The sequence below is a fragment of the Citrobacter sp. EC_71 genome (assembly GCF_019584005.1).
In the GTDB taxonomy this organism is placed as follows: Bacteria; Pseudomonadota; Gammaproteobacteria; order Enterobacterales; family Enterobacteriaceae; genus Citrobacter; species Citrobacter werkmanii.
Genome location: NZ_VDAY01000010.1, coordinates 21,211 through 35,318, shown reverse-complemented (window position 1 = coordinate 35,318; position 14,108 = coordinate 21,211). Strand labels below are relative to the sequence as shown.

The window sequence follows — 14,108 nt, the reverse complement described above, 5'->3', positions numbered from 1 at the left end:
CACTTTTTTGATAGATACGTGAAAGGAACAACAAGATGGATGACCAGTTAAAACAAAGCGCCCTCGATTTCCACGAATTTCCGGTACCCGGTAAAATCCAGGTTTCTCCGACCAAGCCTCTGGCAACGCAGCGCGACCTGGCGCTGGCCTACTCGCCGGGCGTGGCTGCACCGTGTCTTGAAATTGAAAAGGATCCGCTGGCAGCCTACAAATACACCGCGCGCGGCAACCTGGTTGCGGTTATTTCCAACGGCACAGCGGTGCTGGGCCTTGGCAACATTGGCGCGTTGGCCGGCAAACCGGTGATGGAAGGTAAAGGCGTTCTGTTTAAGAAATTCGCCGGGATCGACGTGTTCGACATTGAAGTCGATGAACTCGATCCGGATAAGTTTATCAATGTGGTTGCGGCCCTGGAGCCCACGTTTGGCGGTATCAACCTCGAAGATATTAAAGCGCCAGAGTGCTTCTACATTGAGCAAAAACTGCGCGAGCGCATGAATATTCCGGTCTTCCACGATGATCAGCACGGTACGGCAATCATCAGTACTGCCGCTATTCTGAACGGTCTGCGGGTGGTTGAGAAAAATATCTCTGACGTGCGCATGGTGGTGTCTGGTGCAGGTGCGGCGGCGATTGCCTGTATGAACCTGCTGGTAGCGCTGGGTATGCAGAAACACAATATTGTGGTCTGTGACTCCAAAGGTGTGATTTACAAAGACCGCGAACCGAACATGGCGGAAACCAAAGCGGCTTACGCGGTGGTGGATGACGGTAAGCGTACGCTGGATGATGTCATTGACGGCGCAGATATTTTCCTCGGCTGCTCGGGCCCGAAAGTGCTGACGCAGGAAATGGTTAAGGAGATGGCGCGTGCGCCAATGATTCTGGCACTCGCCAACCCGGAGCCGGAAATCCTGCCGCCGCTGGCAAAAGAGGTGCGTTCCGACGCCATCATCTGTACCGGTCGTTCAGACTACCCGAACCAGGTTAACAACGTCCTGTGCTTCCCGTTCATCTTCCGCGGTGCGCTGGACGTTGGTGCTACCGCCATCAACGAAGAGATGAAACTGGCGGCGGTGCACGCCATTGCTGAGCTGGCGCATGCCGAGCAGAGTGAAGTGGTGGCCTCTGCTTATGGCGATCAGGACCTGAGCTTCGGCCCGGAATACATCATTCCGAAACCGTTCGACCCGCGTCTGATCGTCAAAATCGCCCCTGCTGTGGCGAAAGCGGCGATGGACTCCGGCGTGGCAACGCGTCCGATTGCCGACTTTGACGCTTACATCGATAAGCTGACCGAATTCGTCTACAAAACCAACCTGTTCATGAAGCCGATTTTCTCCCTGGCACGCAAAGCGCCGAAGCGCGTGGTGCTGACCGAAGGGGAAGAGGCGCGCGTATTGCATGCTACCCAGGAGCTGATTACTTTAGGGCTGGCAAAACCGATCCTGATCGGTCGTCCAAGCGTTATTGAAATGCGTATCCAGAAACTGGGGTTGCAGATCAAAGCAGGCGTCGATTTTGAAATCGTCAACAATGAGTCCGATCCGCGCTTTAAAGAGTACTGGAGCGAGTACTACCAGATTATGAAGCGTCGTGGGATTACCCAGGAGCAGGCGCAGCGTGCGGTGATCGCCAACACCACGGTGATCGGCGCAATCATGGTACAGCGCGGCGAAGCGGATGCGATGATCTGCGGTACGATTGGCGACTACCATGAGCACTTCAGCGTGGTGAAAGAGGTGTTTGGTCATCGTGATGGCGTGCATACTGCCGGAGCGATGAACGCCTTGCTGCTGCCAAGCGGTAACACCTTTATCGCCGATACTTACGTCAACGACGATCCTACGCCTGAGCAACTGGCTGAAATCGCCGTGATGGCGGCAGAGACCGTGCGTCGCTTTGGTATTGAACCGAAGGTAGCGTTGCTCTCGCACTCCAACTTTGGTTCCTCTGACTGCCCGTCGGCCAGCAAAATGCGCGAAGCGCTGGAGCTGATTAAGGCGCGTGCGCCAGAGTTGATGATTGACGGCGAAATGCACGGCGATGCTGCGCTGGTGGAAAGCATCCGTAATGACCGCATGCCGGACAGTCCGTTGAAAGGCTCTGCAAATATTCTGGTGATGCCGAATATGGAAGCGGCCCGTATTAGTTACAACTTACTACGCGTTTCCAGTTCTGAAGGCGTAACGGTGGGCCCGGTGCTTATGGGGGTTGCGAAACCTGTTCATGTATTAACGCCGATCGCCTCTGTTCGTCGTATCGTTAATATGGTGGCGCTGGCGGTTGTAGAAGCTCAAACGCAGCCGCTGTAATTTCACTTTAATTTATTTCCGGCGCGGGTTTCTCCCGCGCCTTTTTATTTTCCCTTTCTTAGTGATCTACTTCACCTTTTAAACCTGGTTGCCGAATTTTGTTATTTACTCTGACAAAAAATTGCCACGATGAGGGCAGTTTTAGCGGAGGCGGTGAGCAATGGAAAAAGAACGCATTATTCAGGAATTTGTGCCGGGGAAACAGGTCACGCTGGCGCATCTCATTGCGCACCCCGGCGAGGAATTAGCGAAAAAGATCGGCGTTCCCGAAGCGGGCGCTATCGGCATCATGACGCTGACGCCAGGCGAAACCGCGATGATTGCCGGTGACTTAGCCATGAAGGCGGCGGATGTACATATCGGTTTTCTCGATAGATTCAGCGGTGCACTGGTGATCTACGGCTCGGTAGGCGCAGTAGAAGAAGCGTTATTACAGACGGTAAGCGGTCTGGGTCGATTATTAAATTTCACTTTGTGTAACCTGACAAAAAGTTAATCAGAGGCGGCGATGAAACGTATTGCGTTTGTCGGTACGGTGGGGGCGGGGAAAACAACGCTCTTTAATGCGCTACAGGGGAATTATTCCCTCGCCAGAAAAACACAGGCCGTGGAGTTTAATGAAAATGGCGATATCGATACGCCAGGGGAATATTTTAGCCATCCGCGCTGGTATCACGCCTTAATTACCACGCTGCAGGATGTCGATACGTTGATTTATATACACGCGGCAAATGATAAAGAAAGTCGCTTACCTGCCGGGCTGTTGGATATCGGCGCCAGTAAACGACAAATCGCCGTTATCAGCAAAACGGACATGCCGGATGCCGACGTCGCCGCAACGCGACAACTACTTCGTGGGATGGGGTTTCAGGAGCCGATTTTTGAGCTCAATAGCCATGACCCACGTAGCGTGCAGCACCTGGTGGATTATCTGACTGAGCTCAGCCAAAAGGAGGAAAGGGCAGGTGAAAAAACTCATCACAGCTAACGATATTCGTGCGGCCCACGCACGCGGCGAACAGGAAATGTCGGTTGTTCTGCGCGCCAGCATCATCACCCCGGAGGCGCGCGAAGTTGCGGAGCTGCTGGGCGTTACCATCAGTGAATGCGATGAATCCGCGCCAACTGCTGCTGTACCGGCGGCGGTTGATGATGGCAAAACGGAAAGCCAGCGCATTCGCGAAACCATCATTGCGCAGTTACCGGAAGGGCAGTTTACCGAAAGCCTGGTCGCCCAGCTGATGGACAAAGTTATGAAGGAGAAGCAGTCGCTGGAGCAGGGCGGAATGCAGCCGAGTTTTAGCTCGGTAACCGGCAAAGGCGGCGTCAAAGTCATCGACGGCAGCAGCGTGAAGTTTGGTCGTTTTGACGGCGCGCAGCCGCACTGCGTGGGCTTAACCGATCTGGTGACCGACCAGGACGGTAGCAGCATGGCCGCCGGGTTCATGCAGTGGGATAACGCTTTTTTCCCATGGACGCTGAACTACGACGAAATCGACATGATTCTGGAAGGCGAGCTGCACGTTCGCCACGAAGGCGAAACCATGATTGCAAAAGCCGGGGACGTCATGTTTATCCCGAAAGGTTCCAGCATCGAATTTGGTACGCCATCGACGGTGAAGTTTCTGTATGTGGCCTGGCCTGCGAACTGGCAGTCCTGCTAAGGCGGATGTATGAAGGATTTCATTACCGAAGCATGGCTCAGAGCGAATCATACGCTCAGCGAAGGGGCTGAAATTCATCTCCCCGCTGACGCTCGCCTGACGCCGTCTGCCCGGGAATTACTGGAAAGCCGACATCTGCGTATTAAGTTTATCGACGAGCAGGGCAGCCTGTTTATTGATGACGAAGAACAGCAGCCGCAGCCGGTGCATGGATTAACCAGCAGCGATACGCATCCACAGGCCAGCTGCGAACTGTGCCATCAACCGGTGGCGAAGAAACCGGACACCCTGACGCATCTGACGGCGGACAAGATGGTCGCCAAAAGTGACCCTCGGCTGGGATTTCGCGCCGCGCTGGACAGCACCATCGCCCTGGCTGTGTGGTTGCAGATTGAGATGACAGAACCGTGGCAGCCGTGGCTGGCGGATATCCGCTCGCGCCTGGGCAATATTATGCGCGCTGACGCCATGGATGAGCCGCTGGCAGCACAAGCTGTCGTGGGTTTAAGTGACGAAGATTTACACCGTCTTTCTCATCAACCGCTGCGCTATCTGGACCACGACCACCTGGTGCCTGAAGCCAGCCACGGACGTGATTGCGCGCTGCTTAATCTGCTGCGTACCAAAGTCCGTGAAACGGAGACGGTGGCGGCCCAGGTGTTCATCACTCGCAGTTTTGAGGTTATGCGACCGGACATTATGCAGGCGCTCAACCGCCTTTCCAGTACGGTCTACGTGATGATGATTCTGAGCGTTGCGAAGCATCCGCTGACGGTTAACCAAATTCAACAGCGACTGGGGGAGAAGCAATGATCATTGAACGTGCTCGTCAACTCGCCCAACGCTCACCGGCACGGGTGGTGTTCCCGGATGCGCTGGATGTCCGGGTGCTGAAGGCGGCGAATTACCTGCATCAGCACGGTCTGGCACATCCCATTCTCGTCGCCAGCCCGTTTGCGCTGCGCCAGTTTGCCCTCAGCCATCGGGTGGCAATGGATGGCATTCAGGTTATCGATCCGCAAAGCAATCAGCCAATGCGCGAAGAGTTTGCGCTGCGCTGGCTGGCCCGCGCGGGAGATAAAACGCCTGCGGATGCGCTGGAAAAACTCAACGATCCGCTGATGTTCGCCGCTGCAATGGTCAGCGCGGGTAAAGCTGACGTCTGTATTGCGGGCAATCTCTCATCAACAGCGAACGTGCTGCGTGCCGGATTACGCATTATCGGGCTACAGCCTGGCTGTAAAACGCTGTCGTCAATTTTCCTGATGCTGCCGCAGTACCTTGGTTCGTCATTAGGTTTTGCCGATTGCAGCGTCGTGCCGCAGCCCACCGCCGCACAGTTGGCGGATATTGCAATTGCCAGCGCGCAGACATGGCAGGTGATCACTGGTGAAGAGCCGCGCGTCGCCATGCTGTCGTTTTCAAGCAATGGCAGTGCTCGCCATCCTAACGTCGCTAACGTGCAGCAGGCGACCGAGATCGTTCGTGAGCGTGCCCCGCAGCTTACCGTGGACGGAGAACTGCAATTTGATGCCGCCTTTGTTCCGGATGTCGCAGCGCAAAAAGCGCCCGCCAGTCCGTTAAAGGGCAATGCCAATGTGATGGTCTTCCCATCGCTCGAGGCAGGCAATATTGGCTACAAAATCGCTCAGCGTCTGGGAGGGTATCGCGCAGTAGGTCCGTTGATTCAAGGGCTTGCCGCACCGCTTCATGATCTCTCTCGTGGCTGTAGCGTACAGGAAATTATCGAACTGGCGTTGGTGGCAGCAGTGCCGCGCCAGACTGACGTGAGTCGTGAAAACGCCTCACAAACACTGGTTGTTTAGGTCCCGTTCTGGACCCCTTAATGAGAGGAAAACACAATGGAAGCATTAGGAATGATTGAAACCCGGGGCCTGGTTGCACTGATTGAGGCTTCTGACGCAATGGTTAAAGCGGCACGGGTGAAACTGGTTGGCGTGAAGCAGATCGGTGGCGGTCTGGTCACTGCCATGGTCCGTGGCGACGTAGCGGCATGTAAAGCTGCAACGGACGCAGGTGCTGCGGCTGCACAGCGTATTGGCGAGCTGGTTTCAGTACACGTGATCCCACGTCCGCACGGCGATCTGGAAGAAGTGTTCCCGATCAGCTTTAAAGGCGACAGCAACGACATGTAAGTCGTCCATGTGACGCCACAGACTTCATTGCTGGCGTCACCCTCTCTCCTTTTCACATTACCTTCTGCGGAGGGTAGGGGGAGGTTTTACCTGAAATATGCCACGGAGGCGCGTATGAAACTGGCAATCGTTACAGGACAAATTGTTTGTACCGTACGCCATCAGGGGCTCGCGCACGACAAGTTGCTGATGGTGGAAATGATTGACGCCCAGGGAAATCCCGACGGGCAATGTGCTGTTGCTATCGACAGCATCGGGGCGGGAACCGGAGAGTGGGTGCTGCTGGTCAGCGGAAGCTCAGCCCGTCAGGCGCACCGGAATGAATCATCACCTGTCGATCTGTGCGTGATTGGCATTGTCGATGAAGTGGTGGCAGGTGGTCAGGTGATCTTCCATAAATAAGGCAGAAAATCATGAATCAACAGGATATTGAACAGGTCGTGAAAGCGGTGCTGCTGAAAATGAAAGACAGCAGCCAACCGGTCAGTGCCGTTCAAGAAATGGGCGTTTTTGCCTCCCTGGATGACGCAGTGGCGGCAGCAAAACTGGCCCAGCAGGGGCTGAAAAGCGTTGCCATGCGCCAACTGGCTATCACGGCTCTACGTGAGGCGGGCGAAAAGCACGCCAGAGAATTAGCGGAACTTGCCGTCACAGAAACCGGCATGGGACGCGTTGAAGATAAATTTGCCAAAAACGTGGCGCAGGCGCGCGGCACGCCGGGGGTGGAATGCCTGTCTCCACAGGTCCTTACCGGCGATAACGGCCTGACGCTGATTGAAAATGCGCCGTGGGGCGTGGTGGCCTCGGTGACGCCGTCCACCAACCCGGCCGCTACCGTCATTAACAACGCCATCAGCCTGATTGCCGCTGGCAACAGCGTGGTCTTCGCACCGCATCCGGCGGCGAAAAAAGTCTCTCAGCGCGCTATCACTCTGCTTAACCAGGCGGTGGTTGCCGCAGGCGGTCCGGCAAACCTGCTGGTTACCGTTGCCAACCCGGATATCGAAACCGCCCAACGTCTGTTTAAGTACCCAGGTATCGGCCTGCTGGTGGTGACCGGCGGTGAAGCCGTAGTGGATGCCGCGCGTAAGCACACCAACAAACGTCTGATTGCCGCCGGCGCAGGTAATCCGCCGGTGGTGGTTGATGAAACGGCCGACCTGGCGCGCGCGGCGCAGTCGATCGTTAAAGGCGCTTCGTTTGACAACAACATCATCTGCGCCGACGAAAAAGTGCTGATCGTGGTCGATAGCGTCGCTGATGAACTGATGCGTCTGATGGAAAGCCAGCATGCGGTGAAACTGACTGCGGCTCAGGCCGACCAGTTGCAGCCGGTGCTGCTGAAAAATATCGATGAGCGCGGTAAAGGCACGGTCAGTCGTGACTGGGTAGGCCGCGATGCAGGAAAAATCGCTGCGGCGATTGGTCTGAACGTACCGGATCAAACCCGGCTGTTATTCGTCGAAACCTCAGCGACGCATCCGTTTGCCGTCACCGAACTGATGATGCCGGTTCTGCCGGTTGTGCGAGTCGCCAACGTTGATGAAGCCATCGAACTGGCGGTCAAGCTTGAAGGCGGCTGCCACCATACGGCGGCGATGCACTCGCGCAATATCGACAACATGAACCGTATGGCAAACGCCATTGATACCAGCATTTTCGTCAAGAACGGACCGTGTATTGCCGGTCTTGGACTGGGCGGTGAAGGCTGGACCACGATGACCATTACCACACCAACCGGGGAAGGGGTGACCAGTGCGCGTACGTTTGTGCGCCTGCGTCGCTGTGTGTTGGTAGACGCCTTCAGAATTGTATAAGGAGTAAATGAGATGGCGCACGACGAACAACGTTGGTTGACACCCAGACTGCTAAAAGCGGCAACGCTATGTAACCAGACGCCCGCAAAGAGCGATTCACCGCTGTGGTTGGGCATTGATTTGGGAACGTGTGATGTGGTGTCGATGGTTGTGGACAGTGACGGACAGCCGGTCGCGGTTTGCCTGGACTGGGCCGATGTCGTGCGCGATGGCATCGTCTGGGATTTCTTTGGTGCGGTGACCATCGTTCGTCGCCATCTCGATACGCTCGAACAACAACTGGGTTGCCGTTTTACCCATGCGGCAACCTCGTTTCCACCGGGAACTGACCCACGCATCTCTATTAACGTGCTGGAGTCTGCCGGGCTTGAAGTGAGCCATGTCCTCGACGAACCAACCGCGGTGGCGGATCTGTTGCAGCTTGATAACGCCGGCGTGGTGGATATTGGTGGTGGCACTACCGGGATTGCGATTGTTAAACAGGGCAAAGTGACTTACTCCGCTGATGAAGCGACTGGCGGGCACCATATCTCTCTGACGCTGGCCGGGAACCGTCGTATCCAGTTGGAAGAAGCCGAGCAGTACAAGCGCAGCAATGGCAAAGAAATCTGGCCAGTGGTTAAGCCGGTCTACGAAAAGATGGCGGAGATCGTGGCTCACCATATAGCAGGACAGGGCATCGCTGACTTGTGGTTGGCCGGTGGCTCCTGTATGCAGCCGGGCGTTGATGAACTGTTTCGTAAGCGTTTCCCGGAACTGCAGGTGCATTTACCCCAGCACAGCCTGTTTATGACCCCGCTGGCGATTGCAAATAGCGGAAAAGAAAAAGCGGAAGGAATCTATGCAAGCTGAATTGCAGACCGCGCTCTTTCAGGCATTCGATACCCTGAATCTGCAACGCGTAAAAACGTTTAGCGTTCCACCGGTTACGTTATGTGGACTGGGAGCGCTCAGTACCTGCGGACAGGAAGCACAAACGCGCGGACTGACGCATATGTTCGTCATGGTTGACAGCTTTCTGCATCAGGCGGGGATGACCGCCGCACTGGAGCGCAGCCTGGCGATGAAAGGTGTGGCAATGACGCTGTGGCCATGTCCGGTAGGTGAACCGTGCATTACGGACGTCTGCGCGGCAGTCGCGCAACTGCGTGAATCAAAGTGCGACGGTGTCGTGGCTTTCGGCGGCGGTTCCGTGCTGGATGCCGCCAAGGCAGTGGCGTTGCTGGTGACCAATCCTACCCAGACGCTGGCTGACATGGACGAGCGTAGCGTGTTACGCCCGCGTCTGCCGCTGATTGCCGTACCGACTACCGCCGGAACGGGCTCAGAAACCACGAACGTCACGGTGATTATCGACGCCGCGACCGGACTCAAAAAAGTGCTGGCCCACGCAACCCTGATGCCGGATGTGGCGATCCTTGACGCCGCATTGACGGAAGGCGTGCCTGCACACGTAACGGCGATGACCGGGATTGATGCACTGACGCACGCCGTTGAAGCGTATAGCGCACTGAACGCGACGCCGTTTACCGACAGCCTGGCGATTGGCGCGATAGCGATGATCGGTAAATCGCTGCCGAAGGCCGTCGGCTACGGTCAGGATCTGGCTGCGCGCGAAAGCATGCTGCTGGCTTCCTGTATGGCCGGGATGGCGTTTTCCAGCGCTGGGCTTGGCCTGTGCCATGCGATGGCGCACCAGCCGGGAGCGACGTTGCACATCCCGCACGGACAGGCTAACGCCATGCTGCTGCCCACGGTAATGGGATTCAACCGCATGGTGTGTCGTGAGCGCTTTAGCCATATCGGACGCGCGTTAACCAATAAGAAATCGGACGATCGTGATGCTATCAACGCGGTCAGCGAGTTGATTAGCGAAGTGGGCCAGACCAAACGACTCTCTGACGTTGGGGCAAAGCCCGAGCAGTACAGCGCATGGGCTCACGCCGCGCTGGAGGATATTTGTATTCGCAGTAACCCACGCACCGCCACGCAGGCACAGATCATCGACCTGTACGCGGCTGCCGGGTAATGCCTGTAGGCCGGATAAGGTGCTCGCACCGCCATCCGGCAATAACACGGCGTTAATGCCGGAGGCGACGTAAACGTCTTATCCGGCCTACAAATCACAAATGACAGGGAGTAGGGGCTATGGGAATTAACGAAATCATCATGTACATCATGATGTTCTTTATGCTGATTGCCGCCGTGGACAGGATCCTGTCGCAGTTCGGCGGTTCGGCACGCTTCCTCGGTAAGTTCGGTAAGAGTATTGAGGGATCGGGCGGCCAGTTTGAAGAAGGTTTTATGGCGATGGGGGCACTGGGGCTGGCGATGGTCGGTATGACCGCGCTGGCACCGGTTCTGGCGCATGTGCTCGGGCCAGTAATTATTCCGCTGTATGAAATGCTGGGCGCGAACCCGTCGATGTTTGCCGGAACGCTGCTGGCGTGCGATATGGGCGGCTTCTTCCTGGCGAAAGAACTGGCGGGCGGCGACGTTGCGGCGTGGCTGTACTCTGGCCTGATCCTCGGGGCGATGATGGGGCCGACGCTGGTCTTCTCCATTCCGGTTGCGCTGGGGATTATTGAACCGTCTGACCGTCGTTATCTGGCGCTGGGCGTGCTGGCGGGTATTGTCACCATTCCGATTGGTTGTATTGCGGGCGGTTTGATTGCGATGTACTCCGGCGTCGAAATCAACGGACAGCCGGTGGAGTTCACCTTCGCGCTGATCCTGATGAATATGATCCCGGTGCTGATCGTGGCTGTGCTGGTGGCGCTGGGACTGAAATTCATCCCGGAAAAAATGATCAACGGCTTCCAGATCTTCGCGAAATTCCTGGTGGCGCTGATCACCATCGGCCTCGCAGCAGCGGTGGTCAAATTCCTGCTCGGCTGGGAGCTGATCCCAGGTCTTGATCCTATCTTCATGGCTCCGGGCGACAAGCCGGGTGAAGTGATGCGCGCCATCGAAGTTATCGGTTCTATTTCCTGCGTACTGCTCGGTGCGTACCCAATGGTACTGCTGCTGACCCGCTGGTTTGAAAAACCGCTGATGAGCGTCGGTAACCTGTTAAAAATCAATAATATTGCGGCTGCCGGTATGGTTGCGACGCTGGCGAACAACATCCCAATGTTCGGCATGATGAAGAATATGGATACCCGCGGCAAAGTGATCAACTGCGCCTTTGCGGTCTCCGCGGCCTTTGCTCTGGGTGACCACTTAGGCTTCGCCGCTGCCAACATGAACGCGATGATCTTCCCGATGATTGTCGGCAAGTTGATTGGCGGCGTGACGGCGATTGGTGTGGCTATGCTGTTGGTACCGAAAGATGAAGATGTGCCAGCAGAAGTAGAAACCAACCCGGAGGCGCAATCGTGAATACTCGCCAGCTACTGAGCGTCGGTATCGATATCGGCACCACTACCACTCAGGTGATTTTCTCGCGCCTTGAGTTAGTCAACCGTGCGGCAGTGTCGCAGGTGCCGCGCTACGAATTCATCAAACGCGAAATTAGCTGGCAAAGCCCGGTGTTCTTTACCCCCGTTGATAAGCAGGGCGGGTTGAAAGAGGCCGAACTTAAGGCGCTGATCCTCGCCCAGTATCAGGCGGCGGGTATTGCGCCTGAGACTGTCGATTCCGGCGCGATCATCATCACCGGAGAAAGTGCCAAAACCCGTAATGCGCGTCCGGCGGTGATGACGCTCTCTCAGTCGCTGGGGGATTTTGTTGTGGCCAGCGCCGGTCCGCATCTGGAATCGGTGATTGCCGGTCACGGTGCGGGGGCACAAACCCTGTCCGAGCAGAAGTTGTGCCGCGTACTGAATATCGACATCGGTGGCGGTACGTCGAACTACGTTCAGTTTGATGCTGGAAAGGTCAGCGGTTCGGCTTGCCTCAACGTCGGCGGGCGACTGCTGGAAACGAACGGCCAGGGACGAGTAGTACATGCGCATCAGCCGGGGCAGATGATTGTTGATGACGTATTTGGTCCGGGCACCGACGCCCGAACCCTCAATGCGGCGCAGCTTGTTCAGGTAGCCCGACGGATGGCGGCGCTGATTGTGGAGGTGATTGACGGCACGTTATCACCGCTGGCGCAGGCGCTGATGCAAACCGGCCTGTTACCGGCGGGCGTGAAACCGGAAGTGATTACGTTGTCCGGCGGGGTGGGCGAGTGCTACCGCAACCAACCAGCCGATCCGTTCTGTTTTTCCGACATTGGCCCGCTGTTAGCAACGGCGCTGCATGAACATCCGCGCCTGCGTGAGATGAACGTGCAGTTCCCGGCGCAAACCGTGCGCGCCACGGTGATTGGCGCCGGTGCGCATACGCTGTCGCTTTCGGGCAGCACCATCTGGCTGGAAGGCGTGGCGCTTCCGCTGCGCAATCTGCCGGTGGCGATTCCGGTTAATGAGGCTGATTTGGTGGCCGCCTGGCAACAGGCGCTAATGCAGCTCGATCTGGACCCGCAAACGGACGCCTACGTGCTGGCGCTGCCCGGTTCGCTGCCGGTGCGCTATGCCGCGCTGTTAACGGTGATTGATGCGCTGCTGGCCTTTGTCGCGCGCTATCCGAATCCGCATCCCCTGCTGGTGGTAGCTGAGCAGGATTTTGGTAAGGCCCTGGGCATGCTGTTACGCCCACAGTTACAGCAACACCCGCTGGCAGTCATCGATGAGGTGGTTGTCCGGGCGGGGGACTATATCGACATTGGTACGCCTCTTTTTGGCGGATCGGTTGTGCCGGTGACGGTGAAATCACTCGCATTTCCTTCCTGAGGGAACGACTTATGAAACTAAAGACCACATTGTTCGGCAATGTTTATCAGTTTAAGGATGTTAAAGAGGTGCTGGCAAAAGCCAACGAACTGCGTTCGGGGGATGTGCTGGCAGGAGTGGCCGCAACCAGTTCGCAGGAGCGCGTGGCGGCCAAGCAGGTACTGTCGGAAATGACGGTGGCGGATATCCGCAATAACCCGGTGATTTCCTATGAAGAGGACTGTGTTACTCGTCTGATTCAGGATGACGTCAACGAGACGGCCTATAACCGTATCAAAAACTGGAGTATCAGCGAGCTGCGCGAGTACGTGCTGAGCGATGAAACCTCCGTTGATGACATTGCGTTTACGCGCAAAGGGTTAACGTCGGAAGTGGTCGCTGCGGTAGCAAAAATCTGCTCTAACGCGGACCTGATCTACGGCGGTAAGAAAATGCCGGTGATCAAAAAGGCCAATACCACCATCGGTCTGCCGGGCACCTTCAGCTGCCGTTTGCAGCCGAACGACACCCGTGATGACGTGCAGAGTATTGCCGCACAAATCTACGAAGGGCTGTCCTTCGGGGCGGGCGATGCGGTGATCGGCGTAAACCCGGTAACAGATGACGTGGAAAACTTAAGCCGCGTACTGGATACCGTGTACGGCGTTATCGATAAATTCAACATTCCGACCCAGGGCTGCGTACTGGCGCACGTTACCACCCAGATTGAAGCGATTCGTCGCGGCGCGCCGGGGGGGCTTATCTTCCAGAGTATCTGTGGTAGCGAAAAAGGCTTAAAAGAGTTTGGCGTGGAGCTGGCAATGCTGGATGAAGCGCGCGCCGTGGGCGCTGAATTCAACCGTATTGCCGGGGAAAACTGCCTGTACTTCGAAACCGGACAAGGTTCTGCACTCTCCGCTGGCGCTAACTTCGGCGCCGATCAGGTGACAATGGAAGCGCGTAACTACGGGCTGGCGCGGCACTACGATCCGTTCCTCGTGAACACCGTCGTGGGCTTTATCGGGCCGGAGTATCTCTACAATGACCGTCAGATCATTCGTGCGGGTCTGGAAGATCACTTCATGGGCAAGCTGAGCGGCATCTCAATGGGCTGTGACTGCTGCTACACCAACCATGCTGATGCTGACCAGAACCTTAACGAAAACCTGATGATTCTGCTCGCCACCGCTGGCTGCAACTACATCATGGGCATGCCGCTCGGTGACGACATCATGCTCAACTATCAGACCACCGCCTTCCATGACACCGCGACCGTGCGTCAGCTGCTGAACCTGCGTCCGTCGCCGGAGTTTGAACGCTGGCTGGAAACCATGGGCATTATGGCAAACGGTCGCCTGACCAAACGGGCGGGCGATCCGTCACTGTTCTTCTGATG

Annotated in this window: 14 protein-coding genes; all 14 read left to right on the top strand. The window is 56.5% G+C overall.

Annotated features, from left to right (window positions below):
- The first annotated feature begins 35 nt into the window (after positions 1–35).
- The 14 genes from maeB to eutB all read left to right on the top strand — a co-directional run bounded on the left by maeB (position 36) and on the right by eutB (position 14,106).
- Complete coding sequence (maeB, locus tag FHD02_RS12730) at positions 36–2,315, top strand: NADP-dependent oxaloacetate-decarboxylating malate dehydrogenase (RefSeq protein WP_220393927.1); 2,280 nt, start codon at positions 36–38, stop codon at positions 2,313–2,315.
- A 160-nt stretch (positions 2,316–2,475) separates the two neighbouring features.
- On the top strand, positions 2,476–2,811 hold the full coding sequence (gene eutS / locus FHD02_RS12725) for an ethanolamine utilization microcompartment protein EutS (RefSeq protein ID WP_003037995.1): 336 nt from the start codon (positions 2,476–2,478) through the stop codon (positions 2,809–2,811).
- A gap of 12 nt (positions 2,812–2,823) precedes the next feature.
- On the top strand, positions 2,824–3,303 hold the full coding sequence (eutP, locus tag FHD02_RS12720) for an ethanolamine utilization acetate kinase EutP (protein WP_003037998.1): 480 nt from the start codon (positions 2,824–2,826) through the stop codon (positions 3,301–3,303).
- Positions 3,281–3,979, top strand: a complete 699-nt coding sequence (gene eutQ, locus FHD02_RS12715) for an ethanolamine utilization acetate kinase EutQ (RefSeq protein WP_103285614.1) — start codon at positions 3,281–3,283, stop codon at positions 3,977–3,979. Before eutP ends, eutQ begins: the two co-directional genes overlap by 23 nt.
- Before the next feature lie 9 nt (positions 3,980–3,988).
- Positions 3,989–4,792 (top strand): ethanolamine utilization cob(I)yrinic acid a,c-diamide adenosyltransferase EutT, encoded by an 804-nt coding sequence (gene eutT, locus FHD02_RS12710; RefSeq protein WP_191226947.1) that lies wholly within the window; start codon positions 3,989–3,991, stop codon positions 4,790–4,792.
- Positions 4,789–5,805 (top strand): phosphate acetyltransferase, encoded by a 1,017-nt coding sequence (gene pta, locus FHD02_RS12705; protein WP_220393926.1) that lies wholly within the window; start codon positions 4,789–4,791, stop codon positions 5,803–5,805. Before eutT ends, pta begins: the two co-directional genes overlap by 4 nt.
- Positions 5,806–5,841: 36 nt before the next feature.
- Positions 5,842–6,135: an ethanolamine utilization microcompartment protein EutM gene (eutM, locus tag FHD02_RS12700; RefSeq protein ID WP_003835054.1), complete on the top strand. Its 294-nt coding sequence runs from the start codon at positions 5,842–5,844 to the stop codon at positions 6,133–6,135.
- A gap of 114 nt (positions 6,136–6,249) precedes the next feature.
- Positions 6,250–6,537: an ethanolamine utilization microcompartment protein EutN gene (gene eutN, locus FHD02_RS12695; RefSeq protein ID WP_003038011.1), complete on the top strand. Its 288-nt coding sequence runs from the start codon at positions 6,250–6,252 to the stop codon at positions 6,535–6,537.
- A gap of 11 nt (positions 6,538–6,548) precedes the next feature.
- Positions 6,549–7,952: an aldehyde dehydrogenase family protein gene (locus FHD02_RS12690; RefSeq protein ID WP_043017152.1), complete on the top strand. Its 1,404-nt coding sequence runs from the start codon at positions 6,549–6,551 to the stop codon at positions 7,950–7,952.
- Between the two features lie 12 nt (positions 7,953–7,964).
- The gene (gene eutJ, locus FHD02_RS12685) at positions 7,965–8,804 is read left to right on the top strand and encodes an ethanolamine utilization protein EutJ (RefSeq protein WP_220393925.1); all 840 of its coding nucleotides are present in this window, start codon (positions 7,965–7,967) and stop codon (positions 8,802–8,804) included.
- Positions 8,794–9,981, top strand: coding sequence for an ethanolamine utilization ethanol dehydrogenase EutG (gene eutG / locus FHD02_RS12680; protein WP_008785420.1), 1,188 nt, complete (start codon positions 8,794–8,796; stop codon positions 9,979–9,981). The genes eutJ and eutG overlap by 11 nt, the downstream gene beginning before the upstream one ends.
- A 119-nt stretch (positions 9,982–10,100) precedes the next feature.
- Positions 10,101–11,333, top strand: coding sequence for an ethanolamine utilization protein EutH (eutH, locus tag FHD02_RS12675; protein ID WP_003835043.1), 1,233 nt, complete (start codon positions 10,101–10,103; stop codon positions 11,331–11,333).
- Complete coding sequence (eutA, locus tag FHD02_RS12670) at positions 11,330–12,733, top strand: ethanolamine ammonia-lyase reactivating factor EutA (protein WP_220393924.1); 1,404 nt, start codon at positions 11,330–11,332, stop codon at positions 12,731–12,733. The genes eutH and eutA overlap by 4 nt, the downstream gene beginning before the upstream one ends.
- 11 nt (positions 12,734–12,744) lie before the next feature.
- The gene (eutB, locus tag FHD02_RS12665; RefSeq protein ID WP_003038029.1) at positions 12,745–14,106 is read left to right on the top strand and encodes an ethanolamine ammonia-lyase subunit alpha; all 1,362 of its coding nucleotides are present in this window, start codon (positions 12,745–12,747) and stop codon (positions 14,104–14,106) included.
- Positions 14,107–14,108 lie beyond the last annotated feature (2 nt).

Coding starts and splice junctions, on each gene's coding strand:
- maeB (WP_220393927.1), top strand. CDS start 36: ATGGATGACCAGTTAAAACAAAGCGCCCTCGATTTCCACGAATTTCCG.
- eutS (WP_003037995.1), top strand. CDS start 2,476: ATGGAAAAAGAACGCATTATTCAGGAATTTGTGCCGGGGAAACAGGTC.
- eutP (WP_003037998.1), top strand. CDS start 2,824: ATGAAACGTATTGCGTTTGTCGGTACGGTGGGGGCGGGGAAAACAACG.
- eutT (WP_191226947.1), top strand. CDS start 3,989: ATGAAGGATTTCATTACCGAAGCATGGCTCAGAGCGAATCATACGCTC.
- pta (WP_220393926.1), top strand. CDS start 4,789: ATGATCATTGAACGTGCTCGTCAACTCGCCCAACGCTCACCGGCACGG.
- eutM (WP_003835054.1), top strand. CDS start 5,842: ATGGAAGCATTAGGAATGATTGAAACCCGGGGCCTGGTTGCACTGATT.
- eutN (WP_003038011.1), top strand. CDS start 6,250: ATGAAACTGGCAATCGTTACAGGACAAATTGTTTGTACCGTACGCCAT.
- FHD02_RS12690 (WP_043017152.1), top strand. CDS start 6,549: ATGAATCAACAGGATATTGAACAGGTCGTGAAAGCGGTGCTGCTGAAA.
- eutJ (WP_220393925.1), top strand. CDS start 7,965: ATGGCGCACGACGAACAACGTTGGTTGACACCCAGACTGCTAAAAGCG.
- eutG (WP_008785420.1), top strand. CDS start 8,794: ATGCAAGCTGAATTGCAGACCGCGCTCTTTCAGGCATTCGATACCCTG.
- eutH (WP_003835043.1), top strand. CDS start 10,101: ATGGGAATTAACGAAATCATCATGTACATCATGATGTTCTTTATGCTG.
- eutB (WP_003038029.1), top strand. CDS start 12,745: ATGAAACTAAAGACCACATTGTTCGGCAATGTTTATCAGTTTAAGGAT.